This is a genomic window from Serratia nevei, from assembly GCF_037948395.1.
GTDB lineage: Bacteria > Pseudomonadota > Gammaproteobacteria > Enterobacterales > Enterobacteriaceae > Serratia > Serratia nevei.
In genome coordinates this window covers 1,544,695-1,562,296 of sequence record NZ_CP149940.1, presented here as the reverse complement: position 1 = coordinate 1,562,296, position 17,602 = coordinate 1,544,695, and the positions used below count along the sequence as shown (strand labels likewise).

General features: G+C 58.0%; 13 protein-coding genes. 6 read left to right on the top strand and 7 right to left on the bottom strand.

What is annotated here, in order from left to right:
• The first annotated feature begins 103 nt into the window (after nt 1-103).
• Both V8N38_RS07440 and V8N38_RS07435 read left to right on the top strand, forming a co-directional pair.
• A complete protein-coding gene (locus V8N38_RS07440; protein ID WP_047728189.1) occupies nt 104-1,684 on the top strand; it encodes a malate:quinone oxidoreductase in 1,581 nt (526 codons plus the stop codon).
• A 206-nt stretch (nt 1,685-1,890) separates the two neighbouring features.
• Nucleotides 1,891-2,349, top strand: coding sequence for a helix-turn-helix domain-containing protein (locus V8N38_RS07435; RefSeq protein WP_019454454.1), 459 nt, complete (start codon nt 1,891-1,893; stop codon nt 2,347-2,349).
• A gap of 74 nt (nt 2,350-2,423) precedes the next feature.
• Here the strand turns inward: V8N38_RS07435 and V8N38_RS07430 are convergent, their stop codons facing one another.
• The 4 genes from V8N38_RS07430 to V8N38_RS07415 are packed head-to-tail and all read right to left on the bottom strand — an operon-like array spanning nt 2,424 to nt 7,387.
• Nucleotides 2,424-3,491 carry a fimbrial protein gene (locus tag V8N38_RS07430; RefSeq protein ID WP_371935053.1) on the bottom strand — a complete coding sequence of 356 codons (1,068 nt, stop codon included), beginning with the start codon at nt 3,489-3,491 and terminating at the stop codon, nt 2,424-2,426.
• Between the two features lie 14 nt (nt 3,492-3,505).
• Entirely contained in the window at nt 3,506-6,100 is a 2,595-nt protein-coding gene (locus tag V8N38_RS07425) for a fimbria/pilus outer membrane usher protein (RefSeq protein ID WP_070914006.1), read from the bottom strand.
• A 12-nt stretch (nt 6,101-6,112) separates the two neighbouring features.
• Nucleotides 6,113-6,799: a molecular chaperone gene (locus V8N38_RS07420; RefSeq protein ID WP_038880905.1), complete on the bottom strand. Its 687-nt coding sequence runs from the start codon at nt 6,797-6,799 to the stop codon at nt 6,113-6,115.
• Nucleotides 6,800-6,847: 48 nt separating this feature from the next.
• On the bottom strand, nt 6,848-7,387 hold the full coding sequence (locus V8N38_RS07415) for a fimbrial protein (RefSeq protein WP_060421329.1): 540 nt from the start codon (nt 7,385-7,387) through the stop codon (nt 6,848-6,850).
• A 514-nt stretch (nt 7,388-7,901) separates the two neighbouring features.
• Between V8N38_RS07415 and V8N38_RS07410 the strand changes: the two genes are divergently transcribed.
• The 3 genes from V8N38_RS07410 to V8N38_RS07400 all read left to right on the top strand — a co-directional run bounded on the left by V8N38_RS07410 (nt 7,902) and on the right by V8N38_RS07400 (nt 11,041).
• Nucleotides 7,902-8,618: an EAL domain-containing protein gene (locus tag V8N38_RS07410; protein WP_147839550.1), complete on the top strand. Its 717-nt coding sequence runs from the start codon at nt 7,902-7,904 to the stop codon at nt 8,616-8,618.
• Nucleotides 8,619-8,639: 21 nt separating this feature from the next.
• Nucleotides 8,640-9,230, top strand: a complete 591-nt coding sequence (locus V8N38_RS07405; RefSeq protein ID WP_004939094.1) for a LuxR family transcriptional regulator — start codon at nt 8,640-8,642, stop codon at nt 9,228-9,230.
• A gap of 185 nt (nt 9,231-9,415) precedes the next feature.
• The gene (locus tag V8N38_RS07400; RefSeq protein ID WP_147839551.1) at nt 9,416-11,041 is read left to right on the top strand and encodes an FMN-binding glutamate synthase family protein; all 1,626 of its coding nucleotides are present in this window, start codon (nt 9,416-9,418) and stop codon (nt 11,039-11,041) included.
• 108 nt (nt 11,042-11,149) lie between these two features.
• Here the strand turns inward: V8N38_RS07400 and betA are convergent, their stop codons facing one another.
• The 3 genes from betA to betI form a co-directional block, all read right to left on the bottom strand.
• Nucleotides 11,150-12,817: a choline dehydrogenase gene (gene betA / locus V8N38_RS07395; protein ID WP_060421324.1), complete on the bottom strand. Its 1,668-nt coding sequence runs from the start codon at nt 12,815-12,817 to the stop codon at nt 11,150-11,152.
• Nucleotides 12,818-13,041: 224 nt separating this feature from the next.
• Entirely contained in the window at nt 13,042-14,514 is a 1,473-nt protein-coding gene (betB, locus tag V8N38_RS07390; RefSeq protein WP_033653381.1) for a betaine-aldehyde dehydrogenase, read from the bottom strand.
• Between the two features lie 14 nt (nt 14,515-14,528).
• Nucleotides 14,529-15,131, bottom strand: coding sequence for a transcriptional regulator BetI (gene betI, locus V8N38_RS07385; protein WP_038880897.1), 603 nt, complete (start codon nt 15,129-15,131; stop codon nt 14,529-14,531).
• Nucleotides 15,132-15,529: 398 nt separating this feature from the next.
• Here betI and V8N38_RS07380 point away from each other — a divergent pair, with 398 nt between their 5' ends.
• Nucleotides 15,530-17,569: a choline transporter gene (locus V8N38_RS07380; protein WP_089186853.1), complete on the top strand. Its 2,040-nt coding sequence runs from the start codon at nt 15,530-15,532 to the stop codon at nt 17,567-17,569.
• The last annotated feature ends 33 nt before the right edge of the window (nt 17,570-17,602 follow it).

The following is a 17,602-nucleotide window of genomic DNA, read 5'->3' as shown; positions in this document are numbered from 1 at the left end:
ATCGGCTCACGCCGGGCGGTCGGCTTCATTATTTTCCAGGGTAACTCCCGCTAAATTCTTTCACCTGCAATGAGTAGAATTTACACACAAGAGATTTAATTCAATGAGAAAATTACTCGTCCTGATTTTCAGTCTCAGCCTGTTTAGCGTTACGCAGCAGGCAGCGGCTGAAGAGAAGAATAAAACCGTCGACGTGGTGTTGATCGGCGGCGGCATCATGAGCGCGACCTTGGGTACCTATCTGCATGAGCTGGAGCCAACCTGGACCATCGACATGTACGAGCGCATGAACGGCGTGGCGGAAGAGAGCTCCAACGGCTGGAACAACGCCGGTACCGGCCACTCCGCCTTCAGCGAAATGAACTACACGCCGGAAAAAGCCGATGGCACCATCGACATCAGCAAGGCGGTGAAGGTCAACGAGTCTTTCGAAATCTCCCGCCAGTTCTGGTCTTATCAGGTGAAGAACGCTGTCCTGAAAGATCCGAAATCCTTCATTAACAGCGTGCCGCACATGAGCTTCGTGTGGGGTGACGACAACGTCAACTTCCTGCGTAAACGCTACGCGGCGCTGCAGCACAGCACCCTGTTCCGCGGCATGGAATACTCCGAAGATCCTGCGCAAATCAAACAGTGGGCGCCGCTGGTGATGAACGGCCGCGATCCGGCGCAGAAAATCGCCGCGACCCGCATGCCGCTGGGTACCGACGTTAACTTCGGCGTGATCACCCACCAGCTGGTTGACGCGCTGAGCACCAGCGACAAGTTCAAGCTGAACCTGAGCCACGAAGTGCGCGACATCAAGCGCAACGCCGACCAGACCTGGAGCGTGACCGTTGCCGATCTGAACCGCGACGGTAAAGAAACCACCGTTAACGCCAAGTTCGTGTTCATCGGCGCCGGCGGCGCGTCCCTGACCCTGCTGCAGAAATCCGGCATCCCAGAAGCCGACGGCTACGGCGGCTTCCCGGTCGGCGGCCAGTTCCTGGTCACCACCAACCCGGCGATCGCCAACCAGCACCTGGCCAAAGTGTATGGCCTGGCCAGCGTAGGTTCGCCGCCGATGTCCGTGCCGCACTTGGATACCCGCATGCTGGACGGCAAGCGCGTGCTGCTGTTCGGGCCGTTCGCCACCTTCTCCAGCAAGTTCCTGAAGAACGGTTCGCTGTTCGATCTGATGCACTCGCTGAGCACCTCGAACCTGATGCCGATGACCCACGTTGGTCTGGATAACTTCGATCTGGTGAAATACCTGGTCGGCCAGCTGATGATGAACGACGACGATCGCTTCGCCGCACTGAAAGAGTACTTCCCGGACGCCAAGCAGGAAGACTGGAAGCTGTGGACCGCAGGCCAGCGCGTACAGATCATCAAGAAAGACGCAGATAAAGGCGGCGTGCTGCAGTTCGGCACCGAAGTCGTCAGCTCTGAAGACGGCAGCATCGCCGCTCTGCTGGGCGCTTCGCCGGGCGCTTCCACCGCTGCGCCAATCATGCTGCACCTGATGGAAACCGTGTTCAAAGACAAAGTGGCGACGCCGGAATGGCAGAGCAAGCTGAAAGAGATCATCCCGTCCTACGGCCACAAGCTGAACGGCGATATCGAGATGACCAACAAGATCCGCGGCTACACCAGCAGCGTACTGGGTCTGAACTACATTGAAGTGAAGCCGGAAACTAACTGATTTTCCACTCATTTCCTGCTGAAAAGGCCGCTTTATGCGGCCTTTCTTTTATCCCCCTGCCGTTCAAAGAGCATTTTTGGCTACCTTTTTACCCCCGGTTTACCCTTGCGTAACGGCGCACTCACGCCTATTATCAAAGCATATTCTTGGATAATTAAGCTAAGTCACTGTGACCTGAATGTCGTTTTTGCGGGAGAACTAAAACCATGGATCGCGTCAATATCATTCACGATTTACTAGACTGGATTGAAACTCATCTGGACCAGCCGCTGCTGCTGGATAACGTCGCCGCCAAATCGGGCTACTCCAAATGGCACCTGCAGCGCATGTTCCGCAGCACCACCGGCCACGCGCTCGGCAGCTATATCCGCGAGCGGCGTCTTTCGCAGGCGGCGCAGGCGCTGCGTTCCAGCCCACGCCCGATCCTGGATATCGCCCTGCAATACCATTTCGACTCTCAGCCTTCGTTCTCACGCGCCTTCAAGAAACAGTTTGGCAAAACCCCGGCAGTCTATCGCCGCACCACCCGCTGGGACGTCGCGGAATGGCCGGCGCAGCCGGTAGAGGCGGAGGCCGAACCGCGCCACGATGCCCCTACGCTGCCTCGTTGGTATGCGGGCAAGCCGCCGGAAGGCGTCTGCACCAGCTGGATGGGGCTGCGTTAAGCGGCACGGCATAAGGCACAAAAAAGGGGTCAGTTCGCGAGAACTGCCCCCTTTTTTATTGAAGCGACACCGGATTATTTGAAGGTGACGTCGACGTTGGCGGTTGCGTTGAACACCCCGGTCTTCGGCGTATTGGTCAACCACTTCAGGTTCGCGATAAAGGTCTCTTTCACTTCGTTCTGCTTATCCTGCAGCACGCCGCCGAAATCCACGTTGGTTTGCAGTGGGATCGGTTTTTTATTGGTATCACGCTGCTGAGTCAGGAAGATCGCTACGCCCGGCTTGGTGGTCGGCAGGATCTGCGTGTTGTCTGACGGATCGGCGTTGGTGCTGCTGAAACTGGCCTGCAAAGACTGACCGGCACATTCGCCGCCGCTCAAGGTAGCCTTGATATCGAACGGCACCTGCTTGGCGATGGTGCCGGTTTTGGCACTGGAGCTGGTTAGCACGCCGAAATCGACGCTGGCGCCGTTGTTGGCCAACACGGTGATCTGCGGGTTGCACTGGATCACGCGGATCTTGTCCAGCCCCTTGATATAGGCGTTAAAGTTGCTGTCTTTGGTGGCGTTCAGGCCACCCACGCCGTCAATCTGGAACAGCGACGCGCGCGCCAGCGGCTGGAAGTTGCCCGCCGGCGGTTTCACCCCGGTAGCCTTGATATACACCGAATAGGTGGCCGTCACCGCCTGCGGCGCAGCCGGGCTTCTGCCGTTAGTGCGGATCGTACCCGGCCCCAGATTTGGACCGGTCGGCGTCTTGCCGCTTTGCAGCAGGTTGACCGAATCATAGTCGATGCCATTAATAGACACCCCAATAGACAACGATTTATCCAGCGCCCCGAACGAGTTTTGCGGGTTCCAGTAAATGTAGGCGTTTTCCCCCTGTGGGAATCTATCTGTATCCCAGCAGGTAAAGGTGGAGGTAAAGTTCTGCGAACGCCAAATCAGGTTGCCCGCCACAAAGTCGCTGGCGGCCAGCACGATCGGACGGCCGACGTCAATATCCTGCGTCACGCTGCCGGTTGGCTTGCTATTGCCGGTCGAGTTGCCGAAGCGGCACTGCATCGCCGACGCCTGTTGCGCCATCGCCAACCCGGCCAGCCCCACCACCGACAGAAGTGTGTTACGTGCTAATTTGCTCAAGTTCATGGTGTACCTTACAGTTTTTGGCATTGCAGGGTCAGTTCCTGATATCCCATGGCCACTTGTTTGTCGCCCACGTTCGCCGGGATCGGCAGTACGCATTGCTGGTCGGCTTTCGGGCCCCATTTGATCGTCAGTTTTTCACCCGCTTTCACCCCGGAGACATAGGTCGCGCCGTTCAGGCCCACGGTACCGCTGTTGCGGCCGGACTCGTTGAACACGCCGGCACCGATGGCCGGATAGCCGTTATCACCCAGACGAGCGTGAATCAGCAGGCTGACGCCCTTGAAGGTATCGAAGCTCACCTTCACCACCGATTTCTCGGTCGGGACCACTTGTTTACTGGCCACCGGCACATCCAGGCCCGGGCCGAAGTCTTCGGTACGCAGCGCAACATAGTTGTAGCGGTAAGCGGTAGCCGACGGCACCACTGCATAACCGAAGCGGTCGATGGTCACGCCCGGCTGGTTTTCCAGACGCACGCCTTTGGCATCTTTCGCTTCCACCAGCAAGATGGTGTTCTGCAACGGCTGCGTCAGGGTCGCGCCGCCGGAGTGCACCAGCAGGCCACCGGAGAGGCCCAGCCCTTCCTGACGGTATTTCGAGCTATAGGCATAGCTACCGTCGATGTTACCGATGCTGCTGCTGTAGCCCAGGTTCAGGTTGCTGCTCTGACCGGAGGACTGCGTATGCCCGGTGGAGACCGAGTAGTTCATGCGACGGTCGTCCAGCATGGTGCCGCTGATACCGGTCGAGTAGCTGTCGCCGCTCTGCTTGCTGTGCGCCGCACTGAAGTTGGCAGTGGTTGAGTTGTTGTTCTGTCCCCAATCCAGCGGGATCGACATCGTGAAGTTCACGCTGCGATCGGAATAACCGTACTGGCCGCGCGTATCCTGCAGATAAACGCCGTAGGAAATGCGCTTGAAGCCATCGTTGTAGCCCAGCTGAATCGTGCGATCGTTGCCGGACACGCCCCAGTAGTTCTGGTGGCTCACGTTGGCGTACAGGCTGGCGCCCGCCCACAGCTGCTGGCTGAGCGACAGCTCGACGCGTTCGCGTTTGTTGCCGTAGCGCGCAGTGTATCGGGTACGTTTCTGGTTGTTGCTCCAGGAAGGCTGGCCCGGTTGCAGATCGTTCGGATCCCAATAATCGTTGGCATAAAAGCCGTTGCGCCAGCGGTTGCGCTCCTGGACCGCATCACTGAGATCATAATAACCGGAAGTCGCATAGCGATAGCCCGCCAACTGGAAGTTGGTACCCATCTGGTTAAGCGACTTGGAGTACAGGAAACGGAAGCTCTGCCCCTGTTTGCGATCGCCGTTCGCCAGCTCGGTATCGGAGATCGAACCGTCCACGGAGATGGCACCCCACGATCCCAGGCTCTTACCGATACCCACGGCGGCGGAACGGTAGTGTTCGGCGATGATGGCGCCGCCGAACGGCGTCAGGCCATAGTTCATGCCGTATGCCGCGGTGCCCTGGATCAGCTTCGGCTGATAACCGCCATCGCCGGTGTGGTATTTACCGGCAGTCAGCTGGAAGTTCCAAATGCCTTCTCGCAGCATGTTGGCCACGGAAGAGTAGGCGACGCTGAACGTTTTATGCGAACCGTCGGCCTCGTTCACGGTGACCTGCAGGTCACCGTTGTTGGTATGCGGATAGACGTCGTGGATCTCGAAAGGACCCGGCGCGACGTTGGTGCTGTAGATGACGTAACCGTTCTGGCGAATTTCGACGCGGGCGTTGGTTGCCGCCACGCCGCGCACCACCGGCGCATAACCGCGCAGGCTGTCCGGCAGCATGTCGTCAACGCTGGAGAGTTGCACCCCGCGGAACTGGAAGCTGTTGAACACGCTGTTGTTGGTGCTCGCCTGCCCCATCACCAAACGGCTGCGCCATGGCACGATGTCGGTCTCGGCCCAGGAAGAGACGTTAGTCCAGTTGCTGCTGCTGCCGCTCTGTTTGTCCCAGGTGGAGTTGTTGCGCAGGCGCCATCTGCCCAGGTTAAGGCCGCTGTTCAACGCGAGGAACATGTACTCGCTGTCGTCGGCGTCATCTCGGCGATAGCTGTTCTTGTTGTAGTTGAAGTTATAGTTGGCGAACAGCGCGTTGATGCCTTCATCGTACATGCTTGGCGGGATCGCGCCGATAGCGCTCAGATCCATCATGGTCTGAGGCACGGAAATGTTGATCTGCTGCACCGCCGCGTCATAGCTGACGGTGGCGTCTTTAATCAACGCAGGCAGATCAACGCAGCTGCCGGCCTGCAGCGTTTCCGGCAGTTTGATGCCGTAGTTGCGCAGGTCTTCAACTTTCAAGCAGGGTTGAGACGCGGCCTGGCCTTTAGCCTGACGAAAAGTAACATCCTTATGATCGACCTGAGTCAGGTTGACGTAGATGTCGAATGGGTAAACGCCCGGTTGCAAAGCATCGCCCTGGGCGACCGCTTCCGCGTTGCTCAGGTTTTCATCGCCGTGAATAAACGACATGTTAAACTCTGCCAGCGCCGCTTCACTCCATAACATCGGCGCACTGGCGGCAATGATTGCAATTCGGATCAGCTGTGTCAGCCGCGTCGTTCCGCCTGCTACTTTTCGTTGATTTGCCATTCCCTGTCTCTCTTATTGTACTGGAACGTCCTTGACTTCCGTTCTACCGCCAAAATCGTTGATATAACTGAAAGCAATCTTGTTGCCGACGCTGACGCCCGCCGGGATGTTGATCGATAAGCGATCTTTCGGGTTCACCATATTGGCGTCCACATCCACGGTCTTGCCCGCGCTGTTTTTCAAATGCAGCGCCCCAAAGGTGATATGCAGCGGGCCATCGTTAATCACTTGCAGACGTGAACCTTCACGCTGCCAACGCAAGTTTTGTACTTGCTCGTCCAGCGTCGTTTTCAACGCCACCGGCCGGTAAAAAAGTTTGATTCGGGTACGCACCGCAACCTGAAGCACGTTTTCCTGCTTCGGTGCCGGTGGAATTTCCTGCACGTTAATCCACAGCAGAGTTTCTTTATCCTGAGGTAAACCCGTACCGGAATAGATAAAGCGCAGAACTGCAGTTTTAGCGGCGTCCAATTTCAGAATCGGTGGAACGACAACGACAGGCAGATTTTTCGGCACTTGGTTTCTGTCACCGGTGTCCAGCCAGGTCTGCACCATATAAGCTTCTGAAGCATCGTTATGGATTGGCAGCGAGGCGGATTTGTCATCGCCTTTATAAATCACGCGAGTGGCATCTACCTGGATACCGGCGTAGCTGTTAAAGGCGCCCAGCATCAGCAGAGCAGCAAAGAACTTTTTCATCGGTTTCCTCTACGGGCCATCCTTGGCCGTGTGTGTCCTGAAAGACGATTATTTGTATTCGATGGTGAACGGGCTGGTGGCGTTAGCCAGACCCGCGGTCACTGCAGCGAATGAACGGTAACGAGCCTGCAGGTTGAAGGTCGCTTTACCGTCAGCAGCGATGGTGACTTTCGCTACGTCGTCTTTGATGTTGGAACCGTCGCCGATAGCGAATGGCTTGCCGTTGTTGTCAGTGATTTCGATACCCACGCCGGTAGCTGCAGTGCCAGTGCCACCCACGTTGCTTACGGACAGCAGGTCTGGGTTGCCGGCAACGGTGTTACCGTCGAAGCGCAGGCTGTAATCGCCGGCATCACATTTTTCCAGAGAGATCTGGAAAGCTTTAGATGCAGATTTGTCACCCACGTTTTGGAAAGCAGAAGTTGGGTAAGTACCCAGGTAAACTTCTTTATTCTGAGTATCGCTAGTTACCTGGCAGGTAGACTGTTTGATTTCACCGGTGAATTTAACAGTGCCGCTTGCTGCCATTGCGTTGGAAGCAGTTGCAGACAATACCAGGGCAGCCAAAGGCAATAATACTTTTTTCATTTCCAGCTCCATAGAACAATAAAATAATCGATTCAGTGGCGGGCTTATATATATATTGCCGCCACTGAGCATACACTCAGCGATAGCACTCCCTTGCTGAAAAGGAGCGTTGCCTCGATGAACTCATTGCCGGACGAAATATAGACTAAGCATATTCTTAATGTTAAATCGTTTAAAACATTCATAAGGCCCCTCTTGATAGGAATAAACTATCGGCGGATACCTATCGATCGATGTTGACGATTCATATGAATAGGAATAATCTGTGTTTGGGAAAGCTGCAGAGTTCAAGATTTTGCATTAAGGCCTGAAAATCAGAATATTATCCCGAATATTTACATTTAGTAACAGATTGCGACGTTTGGACTTTGGCACGAATTACGCGTTAAATGGTCTGTCGACACGCTTCGGCCATCCTGACGTTTTAAATAAGAAATTTACCAATAAACCCGGAGTAACTTTCTTTTTAATCATTTAAAATCAACAAGTTAAATATCAATCCAAGGATTGGGAAATGAGCGGTTCTTTCAGAGAGAAAAATAACGGCATTAATTATGTTTTTCAGCCAATGTTCGCGAAATCGGGACAATTGCTGGCCGTTGAATGTCTGTCTCGCTTTACGTTTAATAGCGAATATGCCCATTTTTCTCCTGAACAGTTCTTTCGCCACGCCGACAGTGCCACTCGGATTGAGATTTTGATGGATCAGATCAATCTGATCGATAAATACAAACACTGGTTTCATGAAAACCAAGTGATAGCCACTTTGAATGTTGACGATTATTCCCTGCAATCGCTGGCGAATACTCACTTTGCCGAAAGAATTAACGCTATGCGCTGTATTCATTTCGAGATCAGCGAGAATTCAACCCGGCTGGTGAAAGATCGCGTGCACGGCGATCCGTCATTGAATAGTTATTCATTTTGGCTTGATGATTTTGGTTCTGGCTATGCGGGTTTTTCCGCGTTGTACAACAGCCATTTCCGCTTCGTTAAGCTCGACCGTTTTCTGCTTTGGGACTTCATGAAAAAGTCCGGCGGCGAGGGCTTGATGCGCGCGTTACTGCGCTTCTTTTACCTTAATCATTACAAGGTAATTATCGAAGGAGTTGAAACTCCCGAACACAAGAAATGGCTGGATGAAATGCCATATTACGCACTGCAGGGAAAGCTGTGGAAGGAATCCAGCATCAAGGATTTGAACTCGCTTCTTACAGCTGAATACTTTTAACTCGGTATTGGTGTTTGCCCTATGTCTAAAAACAACGTTCTTGTGATTAGTGAGTGTAAGTACAGCTATGTTGGCCTGTCGGTGCTGCTGAAGAAACACTACGGCGCGTACGATATCCGCCTGTTTTCCGATTTCATGCACGGCGGCGCCAAAGCAGAGAAGATCACCAAGCACGATATCGCGCTGATTTTCACCTCGCAAAACCTCGAACAGAGCGTCAACGTGATCGAAAGCCTGGTGTCCCTGCACCAGCAGTACAACAGCAAAACGCGCCTGTTGGTGTTCTATGACGACGAGCGAGTGGTGAAACTGTTGTCGATCCTGGGGATTTCCGTCGAGTTGGTCTCCACCCGCATTCCGCTTTATTCGCTGCAGGAAAAAATCCAGCGGCTGCTGGAAAGCAAAGAACCGGGCGGCATCAGAGTGCAGAAAACCCGCGAGCTCAGCCCGGCGGAAAGCGACGTGATCTTCAATCTGCTGCGCGGCGACAGCCTGCTGCACATTGCGGAAAAGCGCGGTACGCACCCAAAAACCATCTTCTCGCAGAAATACAGCGCGATGAAAAAGCTGCGGCTGCGCAGCATGAGCACCATCTTCGTCGCCGGCAAATAACCGGCCCTGGCTTGTTGCGCGGTACGCCGCGCGGCAACCGGCCCTCCCCCGCCAAGTTAAATTAATGTAACAACCGGCGACAAAGCAGCAACAGACACACAACATCCTTTCCTGTTGGCTACGATTTGCACACGGATTATCCGTGAGTCATGTCGTGTGGATTAAAATAAACATCAGGAGATGTTATGAAGTCGTCCTTATTCAGCCGCTACACCTGCTTTGTGCTGAGCATCTTGCTCACCCTGGTTTTCTTAATCATGATGCGCAACCATCCGTGGTTCTGGCTGCCGGCCCTGGCCTGCGGTGGCTTGATGGTGCTGGGTATCTACGATCTCACGCAACAGCGCCACGCCATCTGCCGCAACTACCCGATCATCGGCCGCCTGCGCTTCTTCTTCGAATTCATCCGTCCGGAACTGCGCCAGTATTTCCTCGAGCAGGATAATGAAGAGATCCCGTTTTCGCGCACCCAGCGCACGCTGGTGTATCGCCGGGCGAAAAACGAGATGGGCGACAAGCCGTTTGGCACCCTGCTGGACGTCTATCAAACCGGCTATGAGTGCATCGGCCACTCCATGCGGCCGGTGGAAGCCGCCGACCCGACCAGTTTCCGCATCACCATCGGCGGCGCCGACTGCCGCCAGCCCTACTCCGCGTCGATCTTCAACATTTCGGCCATGAGCTTCGGCGCGCTCTCCGCCAATGCCATCCGCGCGCTCAACCTCGGCGCGGCCAAGGGCAATTTCTACCACGACACCGGCGAGGGCAGCATCAGCCGCTATCACCGGGAAAACAACGGCGATCTGGTGTGGGAGCTGGGCAGCGGCTATTTCGGCTGCCGCACCGCCGACGGCCATTTCGATCCGCAGCGCTTTGCCGAACAGGCGCAAAGCCCGCAGGTGAAAATGATTGAAATCAAGCTCAGCCAGGGCGCCAAACCCGGCCACGGCGGCATTCTGCCGGCGAAGAAGGTGGATGCGGAAATCGCCGCCACCCGCGGCGTGCCGGAAGGGGTCGATTGCATCTCGCCGGCGTCGCACAGCGCCTTCACCACCCCGCTGGAAATGATGCATTTCATCCAGCAGCTGCGCGAGCTGTCAGGTGGCAAGCCGGTCGGTTTCAAGTTGTGCATCGGCCATCCGTGGGAGTTTGTCGCCATCGTCAAGGCGATGCTGCACACCCGCATCCTGCCGGATTTCATCGTGGTAGACGGCAAGGAAGGCGGCACCGGCGCCGCGCCGCTCGAGCTTTCCAACTATATGGGCATGCCGCTGCGCGAAGGGCTGCTGTTCGTGCATAACACGCTGGTAGGCTGCGGCCTGCGTGACCAGATCAAGGTAGGCGCCAGCGGCAAGATCATCAGCGCCTTCGACATCGCCAGCGTGCTGGTGCTCGGCGCCGACTGGGTGAACTCGGCGCGCGGCTTTATGTTCGCCGTCGGCTGCATCCAGTCGCAAAGCTGCCACACCAACCACTGCCCGACCGGCGTGGCGACGCAAGATCCGCTGCGGCAAAAGGCGCTGGTGGTGCCGAACAAGGCGGAACGCGTCTACCACTTCCATCAAAATACGGTGAAAGCGCTGGCGGACATGCTGGCGGCGGCCGGCGTCAGCCGCCCGGAGCAGCTGACCTCGCACCATATGCTGCGCCGCATCACGCCGACCGAGATCAAGGTGTACGCCGATATCTATTACTACCTGGAGCCGGGCGCGCTGCTGCAGCCGGAGATCAAAAGCGAGTTCTATGCCCGCATGTGGCGTATGGCGACGCCCACCAGTTTCGATCAGGCGATCTCGCTGCCGGCGGCATGATGGGATAAGGTATAAAAGGGAGTTGCCCCCTCGCCTTGGGGAAGAGCATATGGAGAGGGGTTGCTTGCTACGGCGGCCCTCCCCCTCAACGGCGAGAGGGCGTGTCGGTTACTGCTTGCGCACCGGCGCATCGCCGGCGACGTAATAGTCGGCGGTGCTGCGCGGCAGCGGCGCGCGCTGGCGAATGCGATCGGCTAACTTCTCGGCGATCATGATGGTGGTGGCGTTCAGGTTACCGGTGATGATCAGCGGCATGATCGACGCATCCACCACCCGCAATCCTTCCATGCCGTGCACCCGGCCCTGCCCATCGACCACCGCCATCTCATCCTCACCCATCTTGCACGAGCAGGACGGGTGGAAGGCGGTTTCGGCGTGCTCGCGCACGAAAGCGTCCAGCTGCTCGTCGGTCTGCACCTCCGGCCCCGGGCTTATCTCGCGGCCGCGGTATTCGTCCAGCGCCGGCTGCGCCATGATCTCGCGCGTGATGCGAATAGCGTCGCGGAACTCCTGCCAGTCCTGCTCTGTCGCCATGTAGTTGAACAGAATGCTCGGGTGCTGGCGCGGATCTTTTGATTTCACCTGCACCCGGCCGCGGCTCGGCGAACGCATCGAGCCGACGTGCGCCTGGAAGCCGTGCTCTTTCACCGCGTTGCTGCCGTTGTAGTTAATCGCCACCGGCAGGAAGTGATACTGAATATTCGGCCAGGCGAACTCTGCGCGGCTGCGGATGAAACCGCCGGCCTCGAACTGGTTGCTGGCGCCGATGCCGGTGCCGTTGAACAGCCATTCCGCGCCGATCTTCGGCTGGTTGAACCATTGCAGCGCCGGGTACAGCGACACCGGTTTCTTACAGGCGTACTGCAGGTACATCTCCAGGTGATCCTGCAGGTTTTCCCCGACGCCCGGCAGATCGTGCACCACGTTGATATCCAGACTTTTCAGCAGCGCCGCCGGGCCGACGCCCGAACGCTGCAGGATCTGCGGCGAGGCGATGGCGCCGGCGCACAGCAACACTTCGCGCCGCGCTTTGGCGTGGGTCAGCTGATTGCTGTCGCCCTGCAAATAGTTGACGCCCACCGCACGCTTGCCGTCGAACACGATGTGGTCGGTCAGCGCATGGGTGACGATTTTCAGGTTCGGCCGCGAACGCGCCTGATCCAGATAACCGCGGGCGGTGCTGGCGCGGCGCCCTTTCGGCGTCACGGTGCGATCCATCGGGCCGAAGCCTTCTTGTTGGTAACCGTTCAGATCGTCGGTGCGCGGGTAGCCCGCCTGCACGCCGGCTTCCACCATGGCGTGAAACAGTTCGTTGTTGCCGGCTTTCGGCGTGGTGACACTCACCGGGCCCTCGCCGCCGTGGTAATCGTTCGGGCCGATATCGCGGGTTTCCGCCTTGCGGAAATACGGCAGGCAGTCCAGATAGGTCCAGTCTTCCAGACCCGGCGCCTTGGCCCAGTTATCGAAGTCCATCGCGTTGCCGCGAATGTAACACATGCCGTTGATCAGGGACGAACCGCCCAGCCCTTTGCCGCGGCCGCATTCCATCCGGCGATTGTTCATGTGCGGCTCAGGATCGGTCTCATACGCCCAGTTATAGCGGCGGCCCTGCAGCGGAAACGCCAGCGCGGCCGGCATCTGGGTACGGAAATCCATCCGGTAATCCGGGCCGCCGGCTTCCAGCAGCAGGACGCTGACGTCGGCGTCCTCGGTCAATCGGGTGGCTAACACGTTGCCGGCGGAACCGGCACCGATAATGATGTAGTCAAATTCCATTCATTATCTCCTAAATATTCGTATGCCTGAATGATGCGAATGGCTTGAATTCCGCATGCTGAATATAACAAGGCAGTTTTGGATGCGAAAAAGATATATCCCCTATGGATTTCGAGTTACAGCTAGGCGGCAAGGGCGCAGAGCCCCAGGAGCTTACTCAAGTAAGTGACTGGGGTCTGCGCTCGCAGCCAACAACGCTGTAGCTTGAAAGACGACGGGGATAGTTAAAATACCGAGGCGTATTCGCCCAGCTCAACCTGCACCGATTTGATCTGGGTGTAGTGTTCCAGCGTCGTCAGGCCGTTCTCGCGGCCAACGCCGGACTGCTTGTAGCCGCCGACCGGCATTTCCGCCGCCGACTCGCCCCAGGTGTTGATCCAGCAAATACCGGCTTCCAGCTGGTGGATCACGCGGTGTGCGCGAGCCAGATCGTTGGTCACCACGCCCGCAGCCAGGCCGAAGGTGGTGTCATTGGCGCGGCGCACCACTTCCTCTTCGCTCTGGTAGCTGAGAATGCTCATCACCGGCCCGAAGATCTCCTCGCGCACGATTTCCATGTCGTCGCGGCAGTCGCTGAATACCGTCGGCGCCACGTAAGCGCCCTTGCCGAATTCGCCGTGGGTGACGCGTTCGCCGCCGCACAGCAGGCGCGCGCCGCTGTTCTTGCCGCTCTCGATAAAGCGCAGCACCGACTCCATATGCGCGAAGCTGACCAGCGGCCCGAAGTTGGTCTGCGGGTCGGTCGGATCGCCGAGGCGAATGCGCTTCACGCGCTCGAGGATTTTCGCCTCAAACTGCGCCTGCAGCGCCGCCGGCACGAAGACGCGGGTGCCGTTGGTGCACACCTGGCCGGAGCTGTAGAAGTTGGCCATCATGGCGATATCGGCGGCGCGATCCAGATCGGCGTCGTCGAAAATAATCAGCGGCGACTTGCCGCCCAGTTCCATGGTGACTTCCTTCAGCGTCGACCCCGACGCGTTGGCCATCACCTTCTTGCCGGTTTTCACCCCGCCGGTGAAAGAGACTTTGGCTATGCCCGGATGGTCGGTCAGGTACTGCCCCACCTCCGCGCCGCTGCCGGTCACCACGTTGAACACGCCGTCCGGCAAGCCGGCTTCGGTGTAAATTTCCGCCAGCTTCAGCGCCGTCAGCGACGTGACTTCGCTCGGTTTGAAGATCATCGCGTTGCCCGCCGCCAGCGCCGGCGCGGACTTCCACAGCGCGATTTGAATCGGGTAGTTCCAGGCGCCGATGCCGGCCACCACGCCCAGCGGTTCGCGGCGGGTGTAAACGAATGAGGTTTCGCGCAGCGGGATCTGTTCGCCTTCAATGGCCGGGATCAGGCCGGCGTAATACTCCAGCACGTCGGCGCCGGTGACGATGTCCACCGCGGTGGTTTCCGACATCGCTTTGCCGGTATCCAGCGTTTCCAGCGCCGCCAGCTCATCGTTACGCTCGCGCAGAATATCCACCGCGCGACGCAGGATGCGCGAACGCGCCATCGCCGTCATCGCCGCCCACACCTTCTGCCCGCTGGCCGCGCTGGCCACCGCACGATCGACGTCTTCAGCGCCGGCGGCCTGGACTTCAGCCAGAACTTCGCCGTTCGCCGGGTTAATGGCGTTGAAGGTTTTTCCAGCGGTGCTGTCTACATAGGCGCCATGAATATAGAGCTTCTGCAAGCCAAAACGGGACATAGGATCTCCTTGGGTTATCCTCCGGGCGGCGTCTGCCCCCGGAGTTGGAACGTGATGTATTCGGTCGTGAGCGCCAGCGCCTGCGACTGATTGAACGCCGAGCCGCGCAGCGCGCTGCGCAGCCACAGTCCGTCGATCAGCGCCGCCAGCCCCTTGGCCGCCAACCGCGCCTGCGGCTGCGGCATGACGCGGCGAAACTCGGCGCACAGGTTGGAATAGAGCCGGCGGCCGTTCACCTGCTGCAGCCGGTTGAGCTGCGGTTGGTGCAGACTGCTGGCCCAAAAGGCCAGCCAGGTCTTCATCGCCGCGCTGTTGATCTGGCTGTCGTCGAAGTTGCCGGCGACGATCGCCTGCAGCCGCGCCGCCGGGCTGTTATCGGTCAGCGCCTGCAAGCGCAGCTTCACCGCCTCGCCCAGATGGCTGATCAGATAGCGCATCGTGGCTTCCAGCAGGCCGTTCTTGTCCTTGAAATAATGGCTGATGATGCCGTTGGAAACGCCGGCCCGCCGCGCGATCTGCGCGATGGTGGCGTCATGCATTCCCACTTCGTTTACCGCGGCGAGCGTGGCATCAATCAACTGCTGCCTTCTGATTGGCTGCATTCCTACCTTTGGCATATTTCGACTCTCACAAAACCGACTTCGGCCTTATCTCAGCGGGCAAATTTCACTGCCGTTTCGCCCGTGATTCAGGTCATCATGAGGACTATTAAACTTTTTTTTGATTGAACGTTCAATAAAAATTGCATATATTTTATTGCCGCCTGGTTAAAAATTTGTACTATCTGGTTGTGGAACTGGCTGATTTTTGTGAGGTAATTAACGAATCTGACCAAAATCAGTGGCTGTAAGCGGTTCCCGCCGCGAAGCGCGCCGGCGCTTCATTAACAGGCGAAAGCGGCATCATTCAGGCCCTCCTCTACGGAGACGGCCGCCGCCTTCATTCGCCCGTTTTCCAGAGGCCAACGCGCCCCGGAATGCGGAGCGGCACGATTTTCTCAGTTCAGAGGATGACGATGACAACCCACGAAACCGCCTCCAAACCGCAGCAGGACCGCCTCAACCCTGTGGTTTTCTTCACCTCGGCGGGGCTGATCCTGGCCTTCTCGCTGATGACCATCTTTTTCACCGACTTCTCCGGGCAGTGGATCACCCGCACGCTGAATTGGGTGTCAGCCACCTTCGGTTGGTACTACCTGCTGGCGGCGACGCTGTACATCGTGTTCGTGGTGTTTATCGCCGCTTCGCGCTTCGGTTCGATCAAGCTCGGGCCGGAGCAGTCCAAGCCGGAATTCAGCCTGATGAGCTGGGCGGCGATGCTGTTCGCCGCCGGCATCGGCATCGACCTGATGTTCTTCTCGGTCGCCGAGCCGGTAACCCAGTACATGATGCCGCCGGAAGGTGACGCGCAAACGCTGGAAGCCGCGCGCCAGGCGATGGTCTGGACGCTGTTCCACTACGGCCTGACCGGCTGGTCGATGTATGCGCTGATGGGCATCGCCCTCGGCTACTTCAGCTATCGCTACAATCTGCCGTTGACCATCCGCTCGGCGCTGTACCCGATCTTCGGTAAGCGCATCAACGGCCCGATCGGCCACAGCGTGGACATCGCCGCGGTGCTCGGCACCATCTTCGGCATCGCCACCACGCTGGGCATCGGCGTGGTGCAGCTCAACTACGGCCTCAAGGTGCTGTTCGAGATCCCGGAAAACCTGACGGTGCAGGGCTCGCTGATCCTGCTGTCGGTGATCATGGCCACCATCTCGGTCACCTCGGGCGTCAACAAGGGCATCCGCATCCTGTCCGAGCTGAACGTGCTGCTGGCGCTGGGCCTGATCCTGTTCGTGCTGTTCTTCGGTGACACCGAGTTCCTGCTCAACGCGCTGGTGCTCAACGTCGGCGATTACGTCAATCGCTTTATGGGCATGACGCTCAACAGCTTCGCCTTCGATCGGCCGGTGGAATGGATGAACAACTGGACGCTGTTCTTCTGGGCCTGGTGGGTGGCGTGGTCGCCGTTCGTCGGTCTGTTCCTGGCGCGAATCTCGCGCGGGCGCACCATTCGCCAGTTCGTGGTCGGCACGCTGATCATACCGTTCGTGTTCACCCTGCTGTGGCTGTCTATCTTCGGCAACAGCGCGCTGTACCAGATCATTCACGGTAACGCCGAGTTTGCGCAGGAAGTGATGCAGTTCCCGGAGCGCGGCTTCTACAGTCTGCTGGCGCAATACCCCGGCTTCACCTTCAGCGCCTCGGTGGCCACCATCACCGGCCTGCTGTTCTACGTCACCTCGGCGGACTCCGGCTCGCTGGTGCTGGGCAACTTCACCTCGCGCCTGGCCGACATCAATAATGATGCGCCGAACTGGCTGCGGATTTTCTGGTCGGTGGCCATCGGCCTGCTGACCATCGGCATGCTGATGACCGACGGCGTGCCGGCGCTGCAGAAAACCACGGTGATCATGGGCCTGCCGTTCAGCTTCGTGATCTTCTTCGTGATGGCCGGGCTGTACAAATCGCTGCGGGTGGAAGACTACCGCAAGGCCAGCGCGCTCAGCACCCTGGCGCCGGTGCCGGTCTCCAGCCACGACGTGCTCAACTGGAAACAGCGCCTGTCGCGGGTGATGAACTATCCGGGCACCCAGTACACGCAGAAAATGTTGGATAAAGTCTGCCGTCCGGCGATGCAGGACGTGGCGCGCGAGCTGGAGTTGCGCGGCGCGAAAGTGGAGTTCAGCGAAGTGCCGCCGACCGAAGACGAGCGTCTGAACCACCTGGAGCTGCTGGTGCGCCTGGGCGAGGAACAGAACTTTATCTATCAGATCTGGCCGATGCGCTACTCGGTGCCGGGCTTCACCTACCGCGCCCGCTCCGGCAAGTCGCACTACTACCGGCTGGAAACCTTCCTGATGGAAGGCACCCAGGGCAACGACCTGATGGACTACAGCAAGGAACAGGTGATTGGCGATATCCTCGACCAGTACGAGAAGCACCTGAACTTCCTGCACATTCATCGCGAAGCGCCGGGGGGCACCCTGACCTTCCCGGATATGTGACGATCGATAAATCACGAGAGGGCGTAGCCAGGC